Origin of the sequence: Niastella yeongjuensis (assembly GCF_900110245.1) — a bacterium.
Taxonomy (GTDB): Bacteria; Bacteroidota; Bacteroidia; order Chitinophagales; family Chitinophagaceae; genus Niastella; species Niastella yeongjuensis.
On the sequence record NZ_FOCZ01000004.1, the window covers coordinates 46,452 to 64,266 of the forward strand.

The window sequence follows — 17,815 nt, forward strand, 5'->3', positions numbered from 1 at the left end:
TCACGCCGAATAATTACAATGCTGTTTTTCCTGCTTCCATGTTTGCAAGGGTTGTCGCAATCCATCCAGCCCGGGCAGGAAGACAAACGCTTTACCCTCTCGTATAACAAAGTACCGTTCATCCAGATCATTAAGGACATCTGCAACCGATATGACTATGTTTTTGTTGCCCGGGCCAATGTGATTCCCAATGAGTCAGTGAGCCTTCATGTTAAGGATGCCACCTTGCAACAGGTGTTTGAGGCATTATGCGCCAGGGTTCCGGTTACCATTCACATTATAAGTAACATGCTATGCATTGTTAGAAAAAAGGGGGAAGGCGTTGTGACGGACATGAACAAGAACCGGATATCAGGAGCATCGGTTACCAACTGCCGCACCGGAAAAGGCGTTCATACCGATTCAAGTGGACGATTTTCGTTGGAGGATGTCGAACCTCACGATACGCTTTTAGTTACCCATGTCAGTTATGTACCCACACGTTACCTGGTTAAAGACCAACCCATCATTAATATCAACCTAATAAAAGACGTTAATGTACTTCCCCTTGTTGCTGTATACAGTACCGGTTATCAGGATATTCCGGTTGAGCAGGCAACGGGTTCTTTCAGGCAGGCAAATATACAACAGGCTGCAGCCCCTTCTTATTTTAACCTGCAGGAAAGTTTTGCCAATAACTTAAGCGGTTATCTGCCTGAACTGAAAACAACCACGGGTCCACACCTTAACATAGGCTCGCTACGCGGGCGGAATACGCTTATCAGCAATGCACAGGCACTGGTACTCGTAGACGATTTCCCTTTCTACGGCGACCTATATATGCTGAACCCTGATGACATAGAAAGTATCACTGTTGCAAAAGATGCTGCCTCTACAGCCATATATGGTACCAGGGCCGCTAATGGCATTATTCTGCTCAATACTAAAAAGGCTAATTGGAAACAACCTCTCCGGATCTCGTTCAATAACGTGGTAACCGTCAACAGCCGGTCTGATATAAACTACACACCCACCATTCGGCCAGGGGACTTTGTATCGTTGGAAGAAAAGCTGTTCTACGAAAATTATTTTTCGCCTGCAATGCGTCAAAATGCTGCTATTTCACCTGTAGCAGAAACAATGCTAAACTATGAAACCGGTCGTATCACTAATGAAGAAAAGGAAGCCAGGCTGAATGTACTCCGCAGCCATGATGTCCGGTCAGATATAAAAAAATACTTTTACCAGCCTGGTCTAACCCAACGTAGTGGCATACAGGTGTCAGGCTATCGGGATAGCCTGGCTTTTTTTGGTTCAATGAGTAATGGCACTGCTTCTTTTAATGAAAGGGGCAATTCCCACATCCGTACCACCATGCTCGGCAATTTACAGTACCGTAACAAAAAATGGTCAGTCGCCACCGGGCTATTTTATTCCGGCAATATCATCCGGAACAACTTTGTATCTCCCCCCGCCGGCCCTGCTTACTTGTCACTGGCAGACAGTGAAGGAACACCTTTGTCAATACCTTACCTGTACAGCAACAAATTTGTTGACACTGCCGGCAGCAACGCTTTACTCGACTGGCATTACCGGCCCTTACAGGAATTGCATAATGCAGATAGTGTCAGCAGGTATCACTATACGATGGCCAACACCAAAATCAGCTACCAACTTACTCCTTCGTGGCAGGTACAGGGTTTGTATCAATTTGGCCTGTTAGGGTTGAACCAAAGAACAGTGTACAACCTCGAAACCTTTTATGCCCGGAACCTGATCAACAACTTTACACAGATCAACCCGCAGGGTATTGAAAGACCCATTCCACTCGCCCCCATTCAGGATTTACATGAAACCATAACCCGCATCAATAACTGGCGTTTACAATCAAACTACCACCACCGGTGGGAGAAATTGGAACTGACGGTAATAGGCGGTATTGAATCACAAAACACCAGGAGCAGCATCGATAGCAGACGCATCTATGGCGCTGACGCCCCTGAGGGAGAAAGGGACCTTAATTATCAAGCCTTCTATCCCCAATACTGGAAACCTGGTTTGCGCATACAGATCCCCTATATAGGGGTACACAGTGATTCAGCAGATTATTATTTCAGCTATTTTGGAAATGCCTTTTATACCTGGTCAAAGCAGGTAACCTTCTCCTTGTCTTTTCGCCAGGACCGGTCAAACCGGTTTGGCATGAATATAAACCGGGAGTTTACTCCTTTATGGTCGGAAGGTATACTGCTACACCTTAATAAGTTCCTTTTTTTCCCAGCCAGCTTCCCTTATATAAGTCTGCGTGCAACCATTGGCAAAACCGGTAACGATGGGTTAAAAACCTCCTGGAGCACTACTATCAGGCAGATGAACGATCCTGCCACCAATTTGCCCCTGGCATACATCGATAACCCCGGTAACCCTAACCTGTCATTTGAGGAACTACTGACATTAAATATTGGTCTGGATGTAAAAACGCGCGACAGGCGTATTCAGCTGAGTCTGGATGCATACCGGAAAAAAGCCCATAACCTGTTAAGTTATAGTATGGCCAATCCCACTTCGGGTGTTTCGCTGGTAAAATCCAACAGTGGCCGGTTAAATGGTTTTGGTATAGATGCCAATGTGCATACTATAAACATACAAGGACCTTTGACCTGGGAAACGAATGGCTGGTTAAGTTATACCACCAATAAGGTACAATCACGGGAGCTCTCATTAAGTGAGGCCTGGCAATATACCGACCCTTCCACCTATGTTCCCCGCAAAGGATATCCGGTGGAGGCCATCTTTGCCTTTCGCTCGGGCGGGCTCGATGGCAAAGGTGATCCGGTTGGTTACGAGGATGGCTACCGGAGTAAAAACTATCTGAATATACTTTCCGCTGATCCACGAACATTAAGGTATATCGGTTCTGCCACCCCCACCCTGTTTGGCTGTATTACCAATACCCTGCAATATGGAAGGTTCCTGCTTTCATTTCAGCTGGCATACAAATTAAAATATTATATCAGGCGCGCTTCCTTATTTGTTTCCGACCTGGACCAGGGAATTGTGCACAGCGATTATTATAAACGCTGGCAACAACCTGGTGATGAATTATACACTACGGTACCTGCGCTGGAATTCAATTTTGACGCATTAAGGGAGCAGTTTTATAAATACAGCGAAACATTAATAGAACGGGGTGACCATATCAGGTTACAAAACCTGCAGCTATCATATAACTGGGGAAATAAAGGTTTATCGGCCCTGAAATTAACGCGGTTAGAAATGGGTATCACGGCTAACAATCTGGGTATTATCTGGCGCGCAAATACTAAAAAGCTTGACCCGGATGTAGTGGCAGGCATGCCGCCGGTTCCCCGTAGCATGACCTTTTCTTTTAAGGCTCATTTTTAACCTGTTTATAGCATCAACATAATATGAATTACTTTCAAACCATATTGTTACTGATTGGTATAACGGGCAGCACCGCCTGTAGCAAAAATAAAAACCTGGAGACTGATCCTTCCAGCAGCATTACCACCATCAGGACACTGGCTGATTGTCAAAGCCTGTTAAACAATAAAGATCTTTTTAATGAAACACCTGTTTTGGGTGAAATTTCCGCAGATGATTGTTATATAGCTCCCATCTTTTTGAATTCCTTAAGTATACCGGAAAAAAATGCGTATACCTGGCAGGTTGAGATTTTTGAAGGACAAAAAAATGTCGCCGACTATTCCACTCCCTATGCACAGGTTCATATTGCCAACCAGGTACTCACTGCGTTGCCCCGGATAAAGGTGAGCAAGGTGGAACAAGCTGAAAAGAACAATATTGAAGGGACCGCTTATTTTTTCCGGGCGTATGCTTTTTTTAACCTGCTGCAATTGTTTGCTCCCCCCTACGATATTACCATAGCTGCGTCATCGCCCGGCATTGCCCTGCCGCTGACGCCAGATATCAATACCATCTATTCAAGGGCTTCCCTGGAGGCAAGTTATAAACGCGTAATTACAGATCTGCGGCAGGCGAAAAGCGGATTAATAGACAAGGTGTATCGTGACCAACCTTCTAAACCCGCAGCCGATGCGATGCTGGCCAGGGTATTCCTGAGTATGGGCGATTACCTCCAGGCAGGCGCCTATGCCGACAGCTGTTTACAGAACTATAATACCCTGATGAATTATAATTTGCTTGATCTGTCATTGTCCCTTCCCATTCCCAATTTGAACGATGAAATTTTGTATTACAGCAACATCCGCAACAATAATGGCATTTTCCTGAGGAGGATTTCCCGGTATTCTTTTGTTGATTCCATATTATATGGTTCTTATGCGGTCAATGATCTTCGTAAGAAGGTGTTTTTTAACAGGGATTCCACTAAAGTGGTGGGATACAAAGCCAGCTATACCGGAAACCAGTTCGCTTTCAGCGGACTGGCCACCGATGAAGTATACCTGATAAGCGCTGAATGCAAAGCGAGGGCTGGCGACCTGCCCGGTGCCTTGCAGGATCTTAACACGCTATTGGCAAACCGGTTTAGTCCGGATACGTTTCAACCTTACAGTGCAGCCACACCGCAGGAAGTATTAAAATTCATTTTGGAAGAACGAAGAAAAGAATTGGTATACCGGGGACTGCGTTTTACCGATCTAAGACGTTTAAATAAATCAGGGGCAGGCATAGTACTAAACAGGGTTGTAAATGGTATGATATACCAACTCTCCCCTAACGACCTTCGGTATACTTTACCAATACCAGATGACGCGCTTGACGGCAGCCTGATTGTTCAAAATCCCAGACAGTAGTGCATAACAAGAAAGTTTCCTGATCATTCGTACCTTTATTACATGGACAATACCCAACGTTTCAGCAACAGAGTAGAGAACTATGTGAAGTACCGCCCGCATTATCCCCCTGCTATTGTAAACTATATACAGCAGCAGTTTGGTTTTAAAACAGGCACTATTGCCGATGTGGGCGCCGGCACGGGCATCCTTACCAGCCTCTTCCTCGATGCGGGTTATGCAGTGTATGCTGTAGAACCCAATGCGCCCATGTTAGCTAAAGCAACTACGCTGTTGCAGGATTATCCTGGTTTTACGGCGGTACCGGGTACAGCAGAAAATACCACCCTGCCAGAGAACAGTGTAGACGCGATAATGGCAGGACAAGCATTTCATTGGTTCAACCCGGAAAATAGCAAAGCAGAATTTACCCGCATTCTGAAACCGCAGGGACTGGTGATGCTGGTATGGAACGAGCGCAACACCCAGGCACCATTTGAGCAGGAGTATGATGCTTTGATCAATAAATATGGAAAGGATTATGTACAGGTAAAACACCGGAATATTGAGCCTGCTGATATTGAGTCCTTTTTTGCACCGGCACCCATGGAGTTGAAAGTATTCGACAACCAACAGGTGTTTGACTTCGATGGTTTGAAGGGTCGATTGTTATCTTCCTCTTATATGCCCCTGCAAGGCGAAGCGGGTTACGAGGAAATGCTCACCGCACTCAACAAACTTTTCGACAAATACCAGCAGGCGGGAACTATTACCATTACCTACGATACCCGGTTATATGCCGGCAAGTGGTTTAACTGAGTTGCAAAAACGCACTTCCCGGATCTGCCCTTTGAACCAGTCTTTTTTATTCAATCGAACACCTAAAGAAATATTGCCTTTTGTCACTAAGGGGAAATCCATGTCGCTTTCCCCTTCTTTTTTGCCATCGATAAAGGTGTACATCTTTTTACCATCATACACCAATGCAACCCGGTGCCAGCTGTCTGCCGGGTGTAATTTGGTAGAATCGATCAGGGTAATGCCCTTTTTCGTTTTTCCGTTTTTTAGAAACCCATCGAGGTACCATTGTTTGTCTTTTGTCAGGCGGAGTTCGAGTGTTCCCCGGTTCAGGGAGCTGTCTTCGAAATGAACGAACCTTGGCGCCACCGGTCCGTCGCTGTCTGGCTTGAACAACACTTCAATGGTGAAGTGCGACCAACCTGCAAGCGGAATTTCAGGCAGTACCAGGCCATCAGTAATACCATTGAAATAAATGGAGCTATCGTTCCCTTCCACTTTGGTTATGGGATCGCCCAGCACAACCGGATTGAATCCACCGACTTGTTTAGGATCATTCAAATGCCAGATAACATTTTTATCGGATGCTTTATTATTTGACCGCAGATAACTGATCAGCACCTGCATATTGCGGATGTATTCGGGGGTGGAGATATATTCCTGGTCAGACAGGTCGCGGTAAGGAGAAGTATCGGTGGTATCGCCTACATTGGTGGAAGCGTAGGCATCGGTAGCTTCCTTTCTTTCTCCATCCCCTGCGTAGGGATTGCTTTTCATGGCATGTTTCACCAGCCAGCGGTTCTGACTGTCGAGCCCATCTATAATTGCTTTCACCCTTGTTTCGCTTACTGCTTCATTTTCCGCGTGTTCAACCCGGCTGAGGTGATAAAACGCCTGCGGCGTACCTGTTGCATCAAATGGAGCAGGAATTAAGGGAGAATGCTGCGACGCTTCTTTGGGTGACAGCGCACTTATTTTCGCATACTCTGTTTTCAGGTGCTGTAGATCCAGGTTGCTTTTCCCCGGCATATGAGACAATAAATTTGCATCGCTGGTATCTTTGTAATAATACCCATAGATCACATTGGAACCTTTGCGATGAACAAACATGGGTTTATCAGTAACCGGATCTACAAAGAGCGGATGGGTATATTTTCCGTTTTGCGTCATGCGTTCCGGCAGTCTTACCTTTTCCAGCCATTTGATGGCATCGGGGATATGCGCCAGGAATTTCCGGTCGCCTGTGTACTGATAAAACTTCAGCAGCAACAGGCAATTATTAAAGGTATAGCGGGGCACATAACCAGCAGGTTCGTAAGTTCTGGCACCTGCCACCTGCATATTCATATTGTACTGTTGTCCCCAGGCCCCATTTTTACCCTGTACCAGTAAATAGAAATTCATCCCCTTATAGATAGGTTCAAGAAACCTGCTATCTCCCAATGTTTCATAACACTGAATAAGAAACAATACGTTTTCCCAGATCACATCGTCGTTGAAGGTATAAAAGGAAGAATAGTCGGGATGGCCTGCTTTATTAAAATCGTGTTTAAGCGGGTATCGTTGCGGCCAGCCGCCATTCGGATACTGGCTTTTGAGGACAAAATCGATGGCTTTATCGAGCGCAGGTTTGTACCGGGGATCCAGTTTTTGCAGGTATAACCGCAGCAGAAAACGGGCCGCATCGGAGGTCACATCATCATCGTAGGTACTGTTGCCATAGTAGTGTTGAAACTCCTCTAACCGCCAGGCATTTTTGCCGATGGTGGCATACCATTTTTTGAGTGAGCGGTCGCCGGCAAAATCAATCAGGTAATTCCAGCCGCCTTCATTGCTCTGGCCCCAGATCATAGCCGCCCCTGCCCTTTCTGCCTGCTGGTAAAAGTATTCATTGCCTGTTGTTTCATAGGCATCCAGCAGCATGTGGCCAACGCTTACGGTGCCGCCGTCCTGCACCCAGATCATGGTTTTATAGGCCTCCATTTCTCCCCACCGCCTCGACAGATCGGGTAAATAATACCAAACATATCCGCCATTTGTACTTACGTTTTCCGACATAAACCGGGTGGCCTTGAGCATGGCCTGTTCGGCCTGTTGAGAAAGTGTTGACTGTTGGGCAAAAACTACATTACAGTACCCAATGGCAAGCAGGGCGATACACTTTATACGACTGGTGGCTGTCATAAAATCGTTAGAATATGTGAAGCAATCTTTTAAAAAACCTTTATAAATATAATACCAAAAAAAATCCTGTAACATTAAACTTACAGGATTCTTCTTTTAAGGAATCCCCTCCTGGGAGAGCCTGTCCCGCTTTGCGGGAGGAAGGGGTGGGTTTTTCTTTAGAATCCCCTCCTGGGAGAGCCTGTCCCGCTTTGCGGGAGGAAGGGGTGGGTTTTCTTTAGAATCCCCTCCTGGGAGGGGAAGGGGTGGGTTTTCTTTAGAATCCCCTCCTGGAAGGGGAAGGGGGTGGGCTTTCTTTAGAATCCCCTCCTGGGAGGGGAAGGGGTGGGTTTTCTTTAGAATCCCCTCCTGGGAGGGGAAGGGGTGGGTTTTCTTTACTGCATTTCAGTCATTGTTTTCAGCACCTGTTCCAGGTAGATGTCTCTTGCCAGGCTTTTTACCCAGGGCCCGGGTTCCTTTCCAGCCAGCTCCGTTACCTCCATCACTTTGCTGTCGGGCAATAGCAATGCTTTTTCAAACTGGCGGATTATTCTGCGACGCTGTACCAGGAAGGTTTTAAACTGTTCGGGCGTTAAGCCCTTTCCACGTGTATTCCGGAAATTCGCCAGAGAATCGTTGTACCGGCGAATACTGCGGAACGCGCTGTCCTTGCTCACACTTTCCGTTGCATGCGCCGCCAGCTGGTCTATATTGTTACCGGAATGAGTGGTATAAGCCAGCGGTTGTATACCGTCCCAGGTCATGGCAAAAGGCATGTCCCCTTCGTGGATGCCCTGTGTTTCATAAATATCCGGAAGCACGATATCCGGGATAACACCTTTCTGTTGGGTGGAACCGCCATTGATGCGATAGAATTTCTTTACAGTGAGTTTCAACGCGCCCTGTTTTTCCTGGCCCAGCTGCATTTCAGTTTGTACGGTGCCTTTACCGAACGTGGAACTACCAATAATAATCCCCCGTTTATAATCCTGGATAGCAGCGGCAAAGATCTCCGAAGCGGAAGCGCTTAGTTCGTTTACCATTACAGTAAGCGGGCCGGAGTATATTGCTTCGGGGCGGTTGCAGGTCACTACCTGCTGCATGCCATTGCCGGTTCTTACCTGTACTACAGGACCGCTGCCCACAAACAAGGCCACCATTTTAATTACCTGCACCACGGAGCCGCCCCCGTTGTTGCGCAGGTCGATGATGATGCCGTTTACGTTCTGTGCTTTCAACTTATTTACTTCCTTCTCTATATCATCGGCACAATGGGCGCCATCAGCATGCGCAAAATCATCATAGAATACGGGCAGATAGATGTAACCGGTTTTCCGGCCATCTTTTGTAATAACGGCGCTTCTGACGCCGGCTTCTTCCCGGCGTATTTCTTCTCTTACCAACGCTACCGTAGCGATGCTGCCATCCGCCTTGCGGACGTAAAGCATGGCTGTAGTACCTTTTTCACCTCTGATGAGCCGGGCCACTTCCCGCACTGACATCCCTTCCACTTCAGTAGGTACATCGTCCTTTCCCTGGGCTACCTTAACGATCTGGTCGTTGATGGCGAGCGCATTGCTCTTCCAGGCAGGGCCGCCGGCATCAAGGGAAGCGATGATCACATGACCTTCTTCATCTTCTTTTAAGAGGGCGCCAATGCCATAAAAACGATTGGCCATGCGCTGGTCGAATTCCTGTTTATCCAGTGGTGGAAAATAATCAGAGTGAGGATCTGTATACCGCACAATGCTGTTCAGGTAGTTACTGAAAAGCTGCTCTTCACTTTGCGCAAAATACCGGGTGAGTTTTCTGTCTAATTGTTTCAACAGGCTTTCGCTGGTCATCTGCTCCAGCTGTTTATCTGTTTTGCCGTGGGTAACATCGCCGGGTTTACTCAGTGCCCGTTGCTCCTGCAGGGCGGTTAATTTCTCCAGTACAATTTGTTTCAGGTAATTGTTCCATCTACGCTCGCGCTCTGCCTCATTCACCGGAAATTCCGCAGGTTCCTGATCGGGAAAAATACTATCCTTGTTATTGAAAATAAAGGGGTGGGTCAACAGCCGTCTGTAGATGGCAGCGGCTTCATTGTATCGCTTTGCATACAGGCTGGTTACGGCCGGAAAGAATTGTACGGAGTCGCCATGCAACTCATTATCCAGCGAAAACTTATAAGCGCCCAGCTGTTTGATATCTTCCTGCAGGAAGATGTATTTGCGATTATCAAGCGAATGCAGGTGTGCCTCCCATACGCCTACAGAGAACCCGTCATTGATCTTCGGCTGCAGGTAATGTCTTTGTTCCAACATAGTACCAACCTGCGTTAAAATACTACTATGTTCATCGGGAGGACCTGTGAAAGACTGCAGGATCAATAGGGCAATCGCTATAGTTACACTTTTCATTAAATACCAAACGGTTCCGGGGGCGATTTATTATTAAAATTGCCTGATTAACAATTAAATACCTATAAACCCGTTGCCGGGAGTAACTGGCTGACTGCTAGGCTAAAAGCAATTTTGCAGGCACTTGACCCCTTTTTCAGACAATACCGGCACCATTTTATTGCCTTTCGGCACCACCCTGTTTCACTTTTTTGGCAAACTTCGAATATGAAGCGGGTTAATTTTCAACTGCTGTCGTTTAACTATGCATCAAAATATGACTAAATAGGACAAACTATGATCTGCAACCGCAAGAATCTTTTGCTTTTGGTGTTAGCAGGTGGTAATTTGCGTTAGAGAATAGCGTAAAAATAAAGCAGGAAATAATCAACGTTACCAGGATAGGCCAACGATACAATAGTATGAATTTCAGTTTGCTACCCCTATACTTCCGGCCATCCTCCCTATAAAACATTAGACTGGTATCTACCTGGCGCAATGGTGCCACTTAATAGATTACCGTGCTGTACAACCAGCACCAATTTATCTTATCTACGGATAAGGTTTCCAGCCGGTCCGCGCTTGTTGTCTAACAAGGGCTTACACGGCGATTATTTACAACAGCTCAAATTCTACGTCCAATGACTACACGATACTTAAATATCAAATTCTCTACAAAGAAAAACAGCAAGCTGCAGGTCTTAAAAGTTAAAGAAAGCCTGCGGGACTTTGATTTAGAAAGCTGTAAAATTATAGCCCAATGGTTATCGAATCATATTAAGCTGCTTCAGGCAGATGAAAAGGCATTTAAAATAACGTTAGAGGACATGGGCTTATCTAACAGGGCCTATAATGTTATAAAGAAAAATGGGATCGATACCATTCACCAACTCCACAAATTGTCTCTAAATGAAGATAATATCAAGGTATTGGTAGGCGCTGGCCCGCTGGTATCGGCAGAAATACTTCGAACGATGCGTGCCCTTCAAAACAAATATATCTTAAAGGAGGTTCGTTAACTAACCTTATGTAGAACGACGTGCGATTAACCTTATCGATAATTATAAAATCGTTCTGCCATGCTTACCACGAGACCTTATTCTAATTATGTGCTGCTGGCTGTTGAAAGCATCAAGCTGCATATAGATAAAGATCCCTTTCAGTACCAAAAGTCTTCAGACCTGCTCGACCACCTTTGCACTCCCCACCGCAATGTGGCCGAGCAGGCATTTAAAGCCATGTATGGCTGCCGGATAAAAGAATACCAGGTAAAACAACGGTTAAATATGGCTAAAAAATTCCTGGAAGAGGGCATGTCAAAAAAGATCCTCGCGGACAAATGTTATTATGGTTCCTTAAGTGCGTTCAGTACGGCCTTCAAAAAAAAATTCGGTATTTCACCAACAGCATGGGAAAATAGTTTTAGGAATGCTCCCACTGCAAAAACATAAAGGAATCCTGCAAAAAGATAAAGACTCCCTGCAAAAAGATAAAATAGAGGTGTGTAACTTGCATACAGAATGAATGACGCTCCGGACATTGCCACCGGAAGAATAAAAGAAAAGGTTAAGGCTATTACTACTTCATAAGGCAATACTTGAATTTGGTTCACATAAAACTTTATCCAGCATGATTGCACAAACTATCTTCAAGCATCAATCTGACAGCCTTTATTCAAGCAAAACATTCAACATTAATTTTACCCGGTTTCAATTTTCCTGACACGGCTTAGCGCCGCCCTTTTCTAGCAATCCTTACCAGGTGGGCTACAGGCATTCTATTGCCCAATAGGTGACTCATTTTACTGATACGTAAAACTGATTTCTATGCGTGACGAAATTCAGGTGAACACATCATTGCCATTACAGACAGACATCAATAACGATACCAATAATTATATCGAAGAAGGCAATACTCCTTCCGGTCAATCTATAAAAAGACTATCCATCATCATACCTGCTTATAATGAAGAAAAGACCATCTCATTAATCATGAACCGCATTAATGAGGTGAAGCTGATACGTAACATCGAAAAAGAGGTGATTGTAGTCAATGACTGCTCTACCGATAACACAGAAGCGGCCCTACATAATTATATGAATACAACACCCAACCTTACGATAAACTTTTTCAAATATGTACGACACGATGTAAACCAGGGAAAGGGTGCGGCCATCCATACGGGTATAGCCCAGGCAACCGGCGATTACCTGTTGGTGCAGGATGCTGACCTGGAATACGATCCAGGTGAATACAATACGCTTTTAAAGCCTATCATTCTTGGATCGGCAGATGTGGTGTATGGCTCAAGATTTATCGGCGGCAATCCTCACCGCATTCTCTTCTTCTGGCATAGCATCGGCAATCGTGTGCTTACCTTTCTTTCCAACATGTTCAGTAACCTAAACCTGACTGACATGGAAACCGGTTACAAACTATTCCGAACCTCCATCATTCAACGGATCTATCTGCACGAAAAGCGGTTTGGTTTCGAACCGGAGGTAACACAGAAGATCTCGATGGTTCCGGGGATCCGGATTTATGAAGTGGGCATCTCCTACTACGGTCGAACGTTTGCTGAAGGGAAGAAGATTGGCTGGAGGGATGGAATTAGGGCGATTTGGTGTATTGGGAAATATGGGTTGTTTAATACCAAAACATTTGTAACATCAAAGAATAGAGAAAGGGCATTCAGATATAAACAGCACGAAAATGCACCAGTCTCATCCTTAAAGGACTAGTGTTGTGTAGGGTAAACTAAATTTAGAAAATATGAAGCGCAATACCATTATAGAAATCGTTATCATTCTATATGCTATATTATTTCTATATACAGGAATCAGCAAGATCATTGATTATTCTGTATTTAGAGAGCAACTTGCAACGTCACCGATACTTGCACCAATCGCAAAACCAGTAGCGGTTCTATTACCTTGGTCCGAATTTTCTGTCGTGATTCTGCTCATCATTCCTCGTTGGCGGCTAAAAGGGTTATATACTAGCTTGTTGCTTATGCTCGCATTCACTCTCTATATTATAGCCATTCTAAGCTTCAGCGAACATTTGCCATGTAGTTGTGGCGGAGTTATTTCAATGCTTTCCTGGAAACAACACCTGTTTTTCAACGGAGCGTTTATATCCCTTGCTGTGTGGGGTATTTTATTGGAACGACGATTTAAAAAAGAACAACGCGACGCTTGGAAAAGTGCGAATCCAGCAGTTGGGTATTCCGGATAAAACTTATGGTAACATTAGAAAACATTCGGAGAATTTAAGCTGATTGTCAAAAATAAACGCTAATCATTCATTATTTACGATATGACTGAACAATATAGTATACCAGCCAATGAAATGACTTTCAAGGAATTCTTATTCAAATACCGAGGGAACAGAATAATCTTAAAGTGGACAGTAGTCGCAATTGTGATACAGTTTGCAGTTTTCAAGTATTTGTATCCTTTTGCCAGCTTCATACATGGAGATTCTTTCGCATATATGATTGCTGCGGATAAAAATCTAACCATTAACACCTATCTTATAGGTTACGCGAAATTCTTACGCCTATTTAGCGTATTTGCTAAGCCTGATTACTTACTAGTCGCTTTTCAATACTTATTCATTCAATTCAGCTTGTTGTATTTATTGTTTACCCTTTTCTATTTCTATAAGATAGGCCGAGTAGTGCAGTTAATATTGTTGTGCTTTATGGTTTTTAATCCTTTGTTTCTACATCTCGGCAACTTAGTAAGCAGCGATTGCTTTTTCCTGGCATTAAGTGCTACATGGTTTGCTCTGTTAATTTGGCTTATTCACAGACCATCTAACAAAATCATCATTTGGCATGCTATAGTGTTATTTGTTGCATTCACGGTGCGTTATAATGCTATGATATACCCTTTCATTGCCTGTCTTGCGTTTGCCTTATCGAAATTGTCGCTTAGAAAAAAAATTACAGGCATAGGTTTAGCCCTGTTGCTCTGCGGATGGTTTGTTGGTTTAACCATGTATCAGTATAAAAAGCTCACAGGGCACTGGCAGTATTCTCCATTCAGCGGATGGCAACTAGCAAATAATGCTATGTATTCATATCGTTATGTCGACAAAGCCGAAAGAAAACCCGTACCCAAAAAATTTCAGGCATTAGATAACATGATACGCGAATTCTTTGACAGCACTCGTGATGTGGAAAAAAATAGAACTGAAGCAATAATGGCCAGTACATTCTACATGTGGTCTCCGGGAATGCCTTTAATGGTTTACAAAGACAATTTATTTAAAAGAGATACCGCTGCGAGTGATTTAAAAAAGTGGGCGAGCATGGGACCGCTTTTCAAAGAGTATGGTATATATATCATCAAACAATACCCATGGCATTTCATCAGGTACTTTATGTGGCCCAATGCTAGCAAATATTATGCACCTCCAATTGAATTTTTAGAGTCATTTAATAGCGGAAACGCAGCTGTTCCAGAACTTGCTAAACAATGGTTTGGATATAAAAGTCCAATCATAAAGACTAGGATGAAAGATTTGCGAGTATGGGTATTAGATATATACCCTTTTTTATCTGGCATTGTAAATATACTTATGCTTTTTGCTATACTTTGTTACATCTCGCTAAAGGGCTGGCAGTATAGCGGCCCTTTGCACAAGGGTATAATTATGGGCGGAGCCGTTTGGCTTTTAAATGCAGTTTTTACGATAAGCGCCTCATCAGCGGCTCTTCGATTTCAGTCATTTCCAATTTTATTGACTACAATATTCGTGGCCTTACATGTAGATTGGATGATACAGGTTATGGCCCAGTTGAAGCAAGAAGGCAAACGACTCGACATCGAGAAACAGATGGAAGAGGCAATTCCTCAGGGAGCAATTTAAAGACAATAAATTTCGTCGAGCAAGATTGACATGAATAAAATATTCTATTTCCTATAGTTGTTGTTGAACTGAAAATAAAATACAACCTAAAACAGCTAATAAAACATGTTATTTGATCAACCCATTTCAACGATACCATTTAAACAATGGCTCAGGGAAAACAAAGAAAACAGAAGGCTATTTTTGTTCTTTGTCATCGCGATGACAATATCATTTACCTGGATTAAGATATTGTACCCTTTCCCCAACTTTATGCCACCCGACTCCATATCCTATATTCAAGCCGCTCAAAACAATGACTTTATAAACATGTGGCCTATTGGATATTCAAAATTTATCAGATTTTTAGGAGCTGTCAACAAATCAGATTTATTCTTGGTTGCAGTGCAGTTTATTTTGATTCAAATTGCCATGCTTTATTTACTGTTCACCATACGATATCTTCTATTGCCGGGTAAATGGATGTTCAGAATTTTGTTCATTGCATGTTTTTCGAATCCACTTTTATTGCATGTCGCGAATTTTATATCCAGCGATTCTTTATTTATTGCAGTAAGTATCTTATGGTTTACCCAATTGCTATGGATCCTGTATCGGCCGACGATGAAATTGATGTTGACTCATAGCATTATATTACTCGTGACATTTACGGTCCGTTACAATGCCATTTATTACCCATTTATCAGTCTTGCTTTTTTCGGCTTGGCGCAAATTCCGAAAACACATAAACTGATAGGAATCGGTTTTACAATAAGCCTGTTATTTTCCTTTGTAGGATTAACGCAATATGAATATTATAAAAAAACATCCACTGTTCAATTCTCTGCTTTTGCAGGATGGCAACTCGCCTCCAATGCTTTATATGGATATGCTTACTCCCCAGAGTATCCGGTTTCGAAAGTCCCCGTACTCTTTAGAGGGCTACATGAATCGGTAAACCAACATATGAACATGCTCAATAAGCGAGTACTTAGGCCAGATGGAGATGTTGGTATATATTATCTATGGGATCCTCAGTCGCCCTTATGGACATATCTTAACGAAATCAGAAGGGACGACACGGGAAGCCTCTTTTTAAAATGGTCAAAAATGGCACCTCTTTACAGTGCATATGGTCGCTATCTCATTGCGCAAAATCCGACGGGTTACGTAAAACATTTTCTATTGCCCAACCTTCGTAAGTTTTATGTACCTCCGCCAAGTTTTATGGTGATCTATAACATGGGTAACGACACGGTAGACAGTAAGGCTGCTCTATGGTTTGGATGGAAAAACAATAAAGTTTTCACACGGTCAAAAACAGCTATAATACAGATCGTAGAACTATCTATAATCCCTATAGCGATTATTAACGTTTTGTTTTTGTTGAGTTGCGCTGCCTTCACGCTAGCCGGCGGTTTCAAGCGATCGGGTGGTTACGCCAGAAGGGCAGTAATATTGATGCTCGCTATTTGGTTTGTCAATATGGCTTTTAGCATTCTAGCTGCGCCTAATGAACTACGATACCAGCTATTTCCCTTGGTCATCACAATTTGTTTTACTTGCTTACTTATAGCTTGGTTATTTGAGCATGCATTCTCTAAACAAAATATCACTAATATCCCTCAAGACTCCAATCCTCTATCGAATTCTTTGAGTCATTAAATATGCACTAATATGAATGTTCTAGTCTGTATTTCGACGTTAATGCTTATAATGGGCTGCAATGACCATCTTGCCAAATTAAAAACCGGCAAAGAGGGACAGGTATTGCCACGTGTAAACCTATTGCTGATGGACAGTACGACTCAAATTAATACAAGCAATATACCTATCGGCAAACCAATTGTTATATTCCTTTTCAGCCCGTACTGCCCCTATTGTCAGGCACAAACCAGGGAAATTATAGATAAGCAAGCAGAGCTTTCTGAAATTCGGTTTTATATGGTATCTGCGTTTCCCATTAGTACACTAAAGGAATATTATAAAATGTTTAATCTCGAAAAATATCCGAACATTACTGTGGCACAAGATAAGCAGGGCTTTTTCCGGACATACCTTAACCCTCCGGGCTTTCCATATCAGGCAATTTATGGCAGGGATAAAAAATTGCTGTACGCATTTCTCGGTATAGTAAAACTGGATAATATTAAGGATTTCATTTCCCAGTAAAATTAGAAAAAACAGCAACAGAAAATACAAGCTGGAAAACTCTGTAGTGTAAATCGTGCTTTCAAAAATGAAATTCATTCTATTTTCTATAAGTAAAAATGAAACATTTAGATTGTCAATAGAATGGGTATACTCACCTTTATTTGAACAACAGACGTCGTTGTTCACCGCATATCCCGGGTTTGTGGTTAATAAAGGCTAGAAGGCAGCGTTTTGCACACTATACTAAAAAAAGGTGAAATGTACCGTCTAAATTCACGTTGATGGACACCACCGAGCTAGTTTCAAAAAGGGGTAAGCCGAAAACCTTTATAAACGAGTAGGCACATTAATTCATTCAAGTTTTGCTTTTTACATTAAAAAGCACATTTTTTATGAAAAGAATAAGAATTATGCTCATGAGCATGGTTGTGTTAGCTGCTGTAGGTGGCGCTTTGGCATTCAACGCAAAGAAGAATATCAGAACGTTCTGTACAGATCCTAATCCCGCTCACATTCCAGGTAATCTTGCATCTATTACTGCTGCGAATAATTGTAATGCGTTAGTATTGACTTCAACAACAGTACAACCTAACCCTGCTGGATTGAAGTACATTACTCCGACGGTTTTACAAGTTTGCCAATTCCCGGCAAATGCAAACTGTCCTGCGTTCTATTCAATTGGAGAATAACCTTAATCGATGTAAC

General features: G+C 43.3%; 13 protein-coding genes. 11 read left to right on the forward strand and 2 right to left on the reverse strand.

The window, feature by feature from the left end:
- Positions 1-18 precede the first annotated feature (18 nt).
- Genes BMX95_RS11645 through BMX95_RS11655 form a run of 3 tightly spaced genes read left to right on the forward strand, consistent with a single transcriptional unit; the run spans position 19 to position 5,576 of the window.
- Positions 19-3,384 carry a SusC/RagA family TonB-linked outer membrane protein gene (locus tag BMX95_RS11645; RefSeq protein ID WP_165758927.1) on the forward strand — a complete coding sequence of 1,122 codons (3,366 nt, stop codon included), beginning with the start codon at positions 19-21 and terminating at the stop codon, positions 3,382-3,384.
- A gap of 23 nt (positions 3,385-3,407) precedes the next feature.
- Positions 3,408-4,778 (forward strand): RagB/SusD family nutrient uptake outer membrane protein, encoded by a 1,371-nt coding sequence (locus BMX95_RS11650; protein WP_081200570.1) that lies wholly within the window; start codon positions 3,408-3,410, stop codon positions 4,776-4,778.
- 42 nt (positions 4,779-4,820) lie between these two features.
- Positions 4,821-5,576 (forward strand): class I SAM-dependent methyltransferase, encoded by a 756-nt coding sequence (locus BMX95_RS11655; protein ID WP_081200571.1) that lies wholly within the window; start codon positions 4,821-4,823, stop codon positions 5,574-5,576.
- Here the strand turns inward: BMX95_RS11655 and BMX95_RS11660 are convergent.
- Together BMX95_RS11660 and BMX95_RS11665 are read right to left on the reverse strand one after the other, a co-directional pair.
- A complete protein-coding gene (locus BMX95_RS11660) occupies positions 5,550-7,739 on the reverse strand; it encodes a pectate lyase (RefSeq protein ID WP_165758928.1) in 2,190 nt (729 codons plus the stop codon). The two genes, BMX95_RS11655 and BMX95_RS11660, sit on opposite strands and share 27 nt — an antisense overlap.
- Before the next feature lie 374 nt (positions 7,740-8,113).
- Positions 8,114-10,120 (reverse strand): S41 family peptidase, encoded by a 2,007-nt coding sequence (locus tag BMX95_RS11665; protein WP_081200573.1) that lies wholly within the window; start codon positions 10,118-10,120, stop codon positions 8,114-8,116.
- A gap of 620 nt (positions 10,121-10,740) precedes the next feature.
- On the opposite strand from BMX95_RS11665, the gene BMX95_RS11670 reads away from it, so the two are divergent.
- The 8 genes from BMX95_RS11670 (at position 10,741) to BMX95_RS11705 (ending at position 17,799) form a co-directional block, all read left to right on the forward strand.
- On the forward strand, positions 10,741-11,118 hold the full coding sequence (locus BMX95_RS11670) for a DNA-directed RNA polymerase subunit alpha C-terminal domain-containing protein (protein WP_081200574.1): 378 nt from the start codon (positions 10,741-10,743) through the stop codon (positions 11,116-11,118).
- A gap of 60 nt (positions 11,119-11,178) precedes the next feature.
- Entirely contained in the window at positions 11,179-11,550 is a 372-nt protein-coding gene (locus tag BMX95_RS11675; RefSeq protein ID WP_081200575.1) for a helix-turn-helix domain-containing protein, read from the forward strand.
- 375 nt (positions 11,551-11,925) lie between these two features.
- Complete coding sequence (locus BMX95_RS11680) at positions 11,926-12,840, forward strand: glycosyltransferase family 2 protein (protein ID WP_081200576.1); 915 nt, start codon at positions 11,926-11,928, stop codon at positions 12,838-12,840.
- A gap of 31 nt (positions 12,841-12,871) precedes the next feature.
- Positions 12,872-13,336: a MauE/DoxX family redox-associated membrane protein gene (locus BMX95_RS11685; protein WP_081200577.1), complete on the forward strand. Its 465-nt coding sequence runs from the start codon at positions 12,872-12,874 to the stop codon at positions 13,334-13,336.
- Between the two features lie 81 nt (positions 13,337-13,417).
- The gene (locus BMX95_RS11690) at positions 13,418-14,977 is read left to right on the forward strand and encodes a hypothetical protein (protein WP_081200578.1); all 1,560 of its coding nucleotides are present in this window, start codon (positions 13,418-13,420) and stop codon (positions 14,975-14,977) included.
- 105 nt (positions 14,978-15,082) lie between these two features.
- Positions 15,083-16,621, forward strand: a complete 1,539-nt coding sequence (locus BMX95_RS11695) for a hypothetical protein (RefSeq protein ID WP_081200579.1) — start codon at positions 15,083-15,085, stop codon at positions 16,619-16,621.
- Positions 16,622-16,633: 12 nt separating this feature from the next.
- Entirely contained in the window at positions 16,634-17,128 is a 495-nt protein-coding gene (locus tag BMX95_RS11700; protein WP_133053913.1) for a TlpA family protein disulfide reductase, read from the forward strand.
- A gap of 374 nt (positions 17,129-17,502) precedes the next feature.
- Positions 17,503-17,799: a hypothetical protein gene (locus BMX95_RS11705; protein ID WP_081200581.1), complete on the forward strand. Its 297-nt coding sequence runs from the start codon at positions 17,503-17,505 to the stop codon at positions 17,797-17,799.
- Positions 17,800-17,815: the final 16 nt, after the last annotated feature.

Bases quoted from the DNA above. Each gene is read 5' to 3' on its own strand.
- BMX95_RS11645 (WP_165758927.1), top strand. From the start codon at position 19: ATGCTGTTTTTCCTGCTTCCATGTTTGCAAGGGTTGTCGCAATCCATC.
- BMX95_RS11650 (WP_081200570.1), top strand. From the start codon at position 3,408: ATGAATTACTTTCAAACCATATTGTTACTGATTGGTATAACGGGCAGC.
- BMX95_RS11655 (WP_081200571.1), top strand. From the start codon at position 4,821: ATGGACAATACCCAACGTTTCAGCAACAGAGTAGAGAACTATGTGAAG.
- BMX95_RS11660 (WP_165758928.1), bottom strand. From the start codon at position 7,739: ATGACAGCCACCAGTCGTATAAAGTGTATCGCCCTGCTTGCCATTGGG.
- BMX95_RS11665 (WP_081200573.1), bottom strand. From the start codon at position 10,120: ATGAAAAGTGTAACTATAGCGATTGCCCTATTGATCCTGCAGTCTTTC.
- BMX95_RS11670 (WP_081200574.1), top strand. From the start codon at position 10,741: ATGACTACACGATACTTAAATATCAAATTCTCTACAAAGAAAAACAGC.
- BMX95_RS11675 (WP_081200575.1), top strand. From the start codon at position 11,179: ATGCTTACCACGAGACCTTATTCTAATTATGTGCTGCTGGCTGTTGAA.
- BMX95_RS11680 (WP_081200576.1), top strand. From the start codon at position 11,926: ATGCGTGACGAAATTCAGGTGAACACATCATTGCCATTACAGACAGAC.
- BMX95_RS11685 (WP_081200577.1), top strand. From the start codon at position 12,872: ATGAAGCGCAATACCATTATAGAAATCGTTATCATTCTATATGCTATA.
- BMX95_RS11690 (WP_081200578.1), top strand. From the start codon at position 13,418: ATGACTGAACAATATAGTATACCAGCCAATGAAATGACTTTCAAGGAA.
- BMX95_RS11695 (WP_081200579.1), top strand. From the start codon at position 15,083: ATGTTATTTGATCAACCCATTTCAACGATACCATTTAAACAATGGCTC.
- BMX95_RS11700 (WP_133053913.1), top strand. From the start codon at position 16,634: ATGAATGTTCTAGTCTGTATTTCGACGTTAATGCTTATAATGGGCTGC.
- BMX95_RS11705 (WP_081200581.1), top strand. From the start codon at position 17,503: ATGAAAAGAATAAGAATTATGCTCATGAGCATGGTTGTGTTAGCTGCT.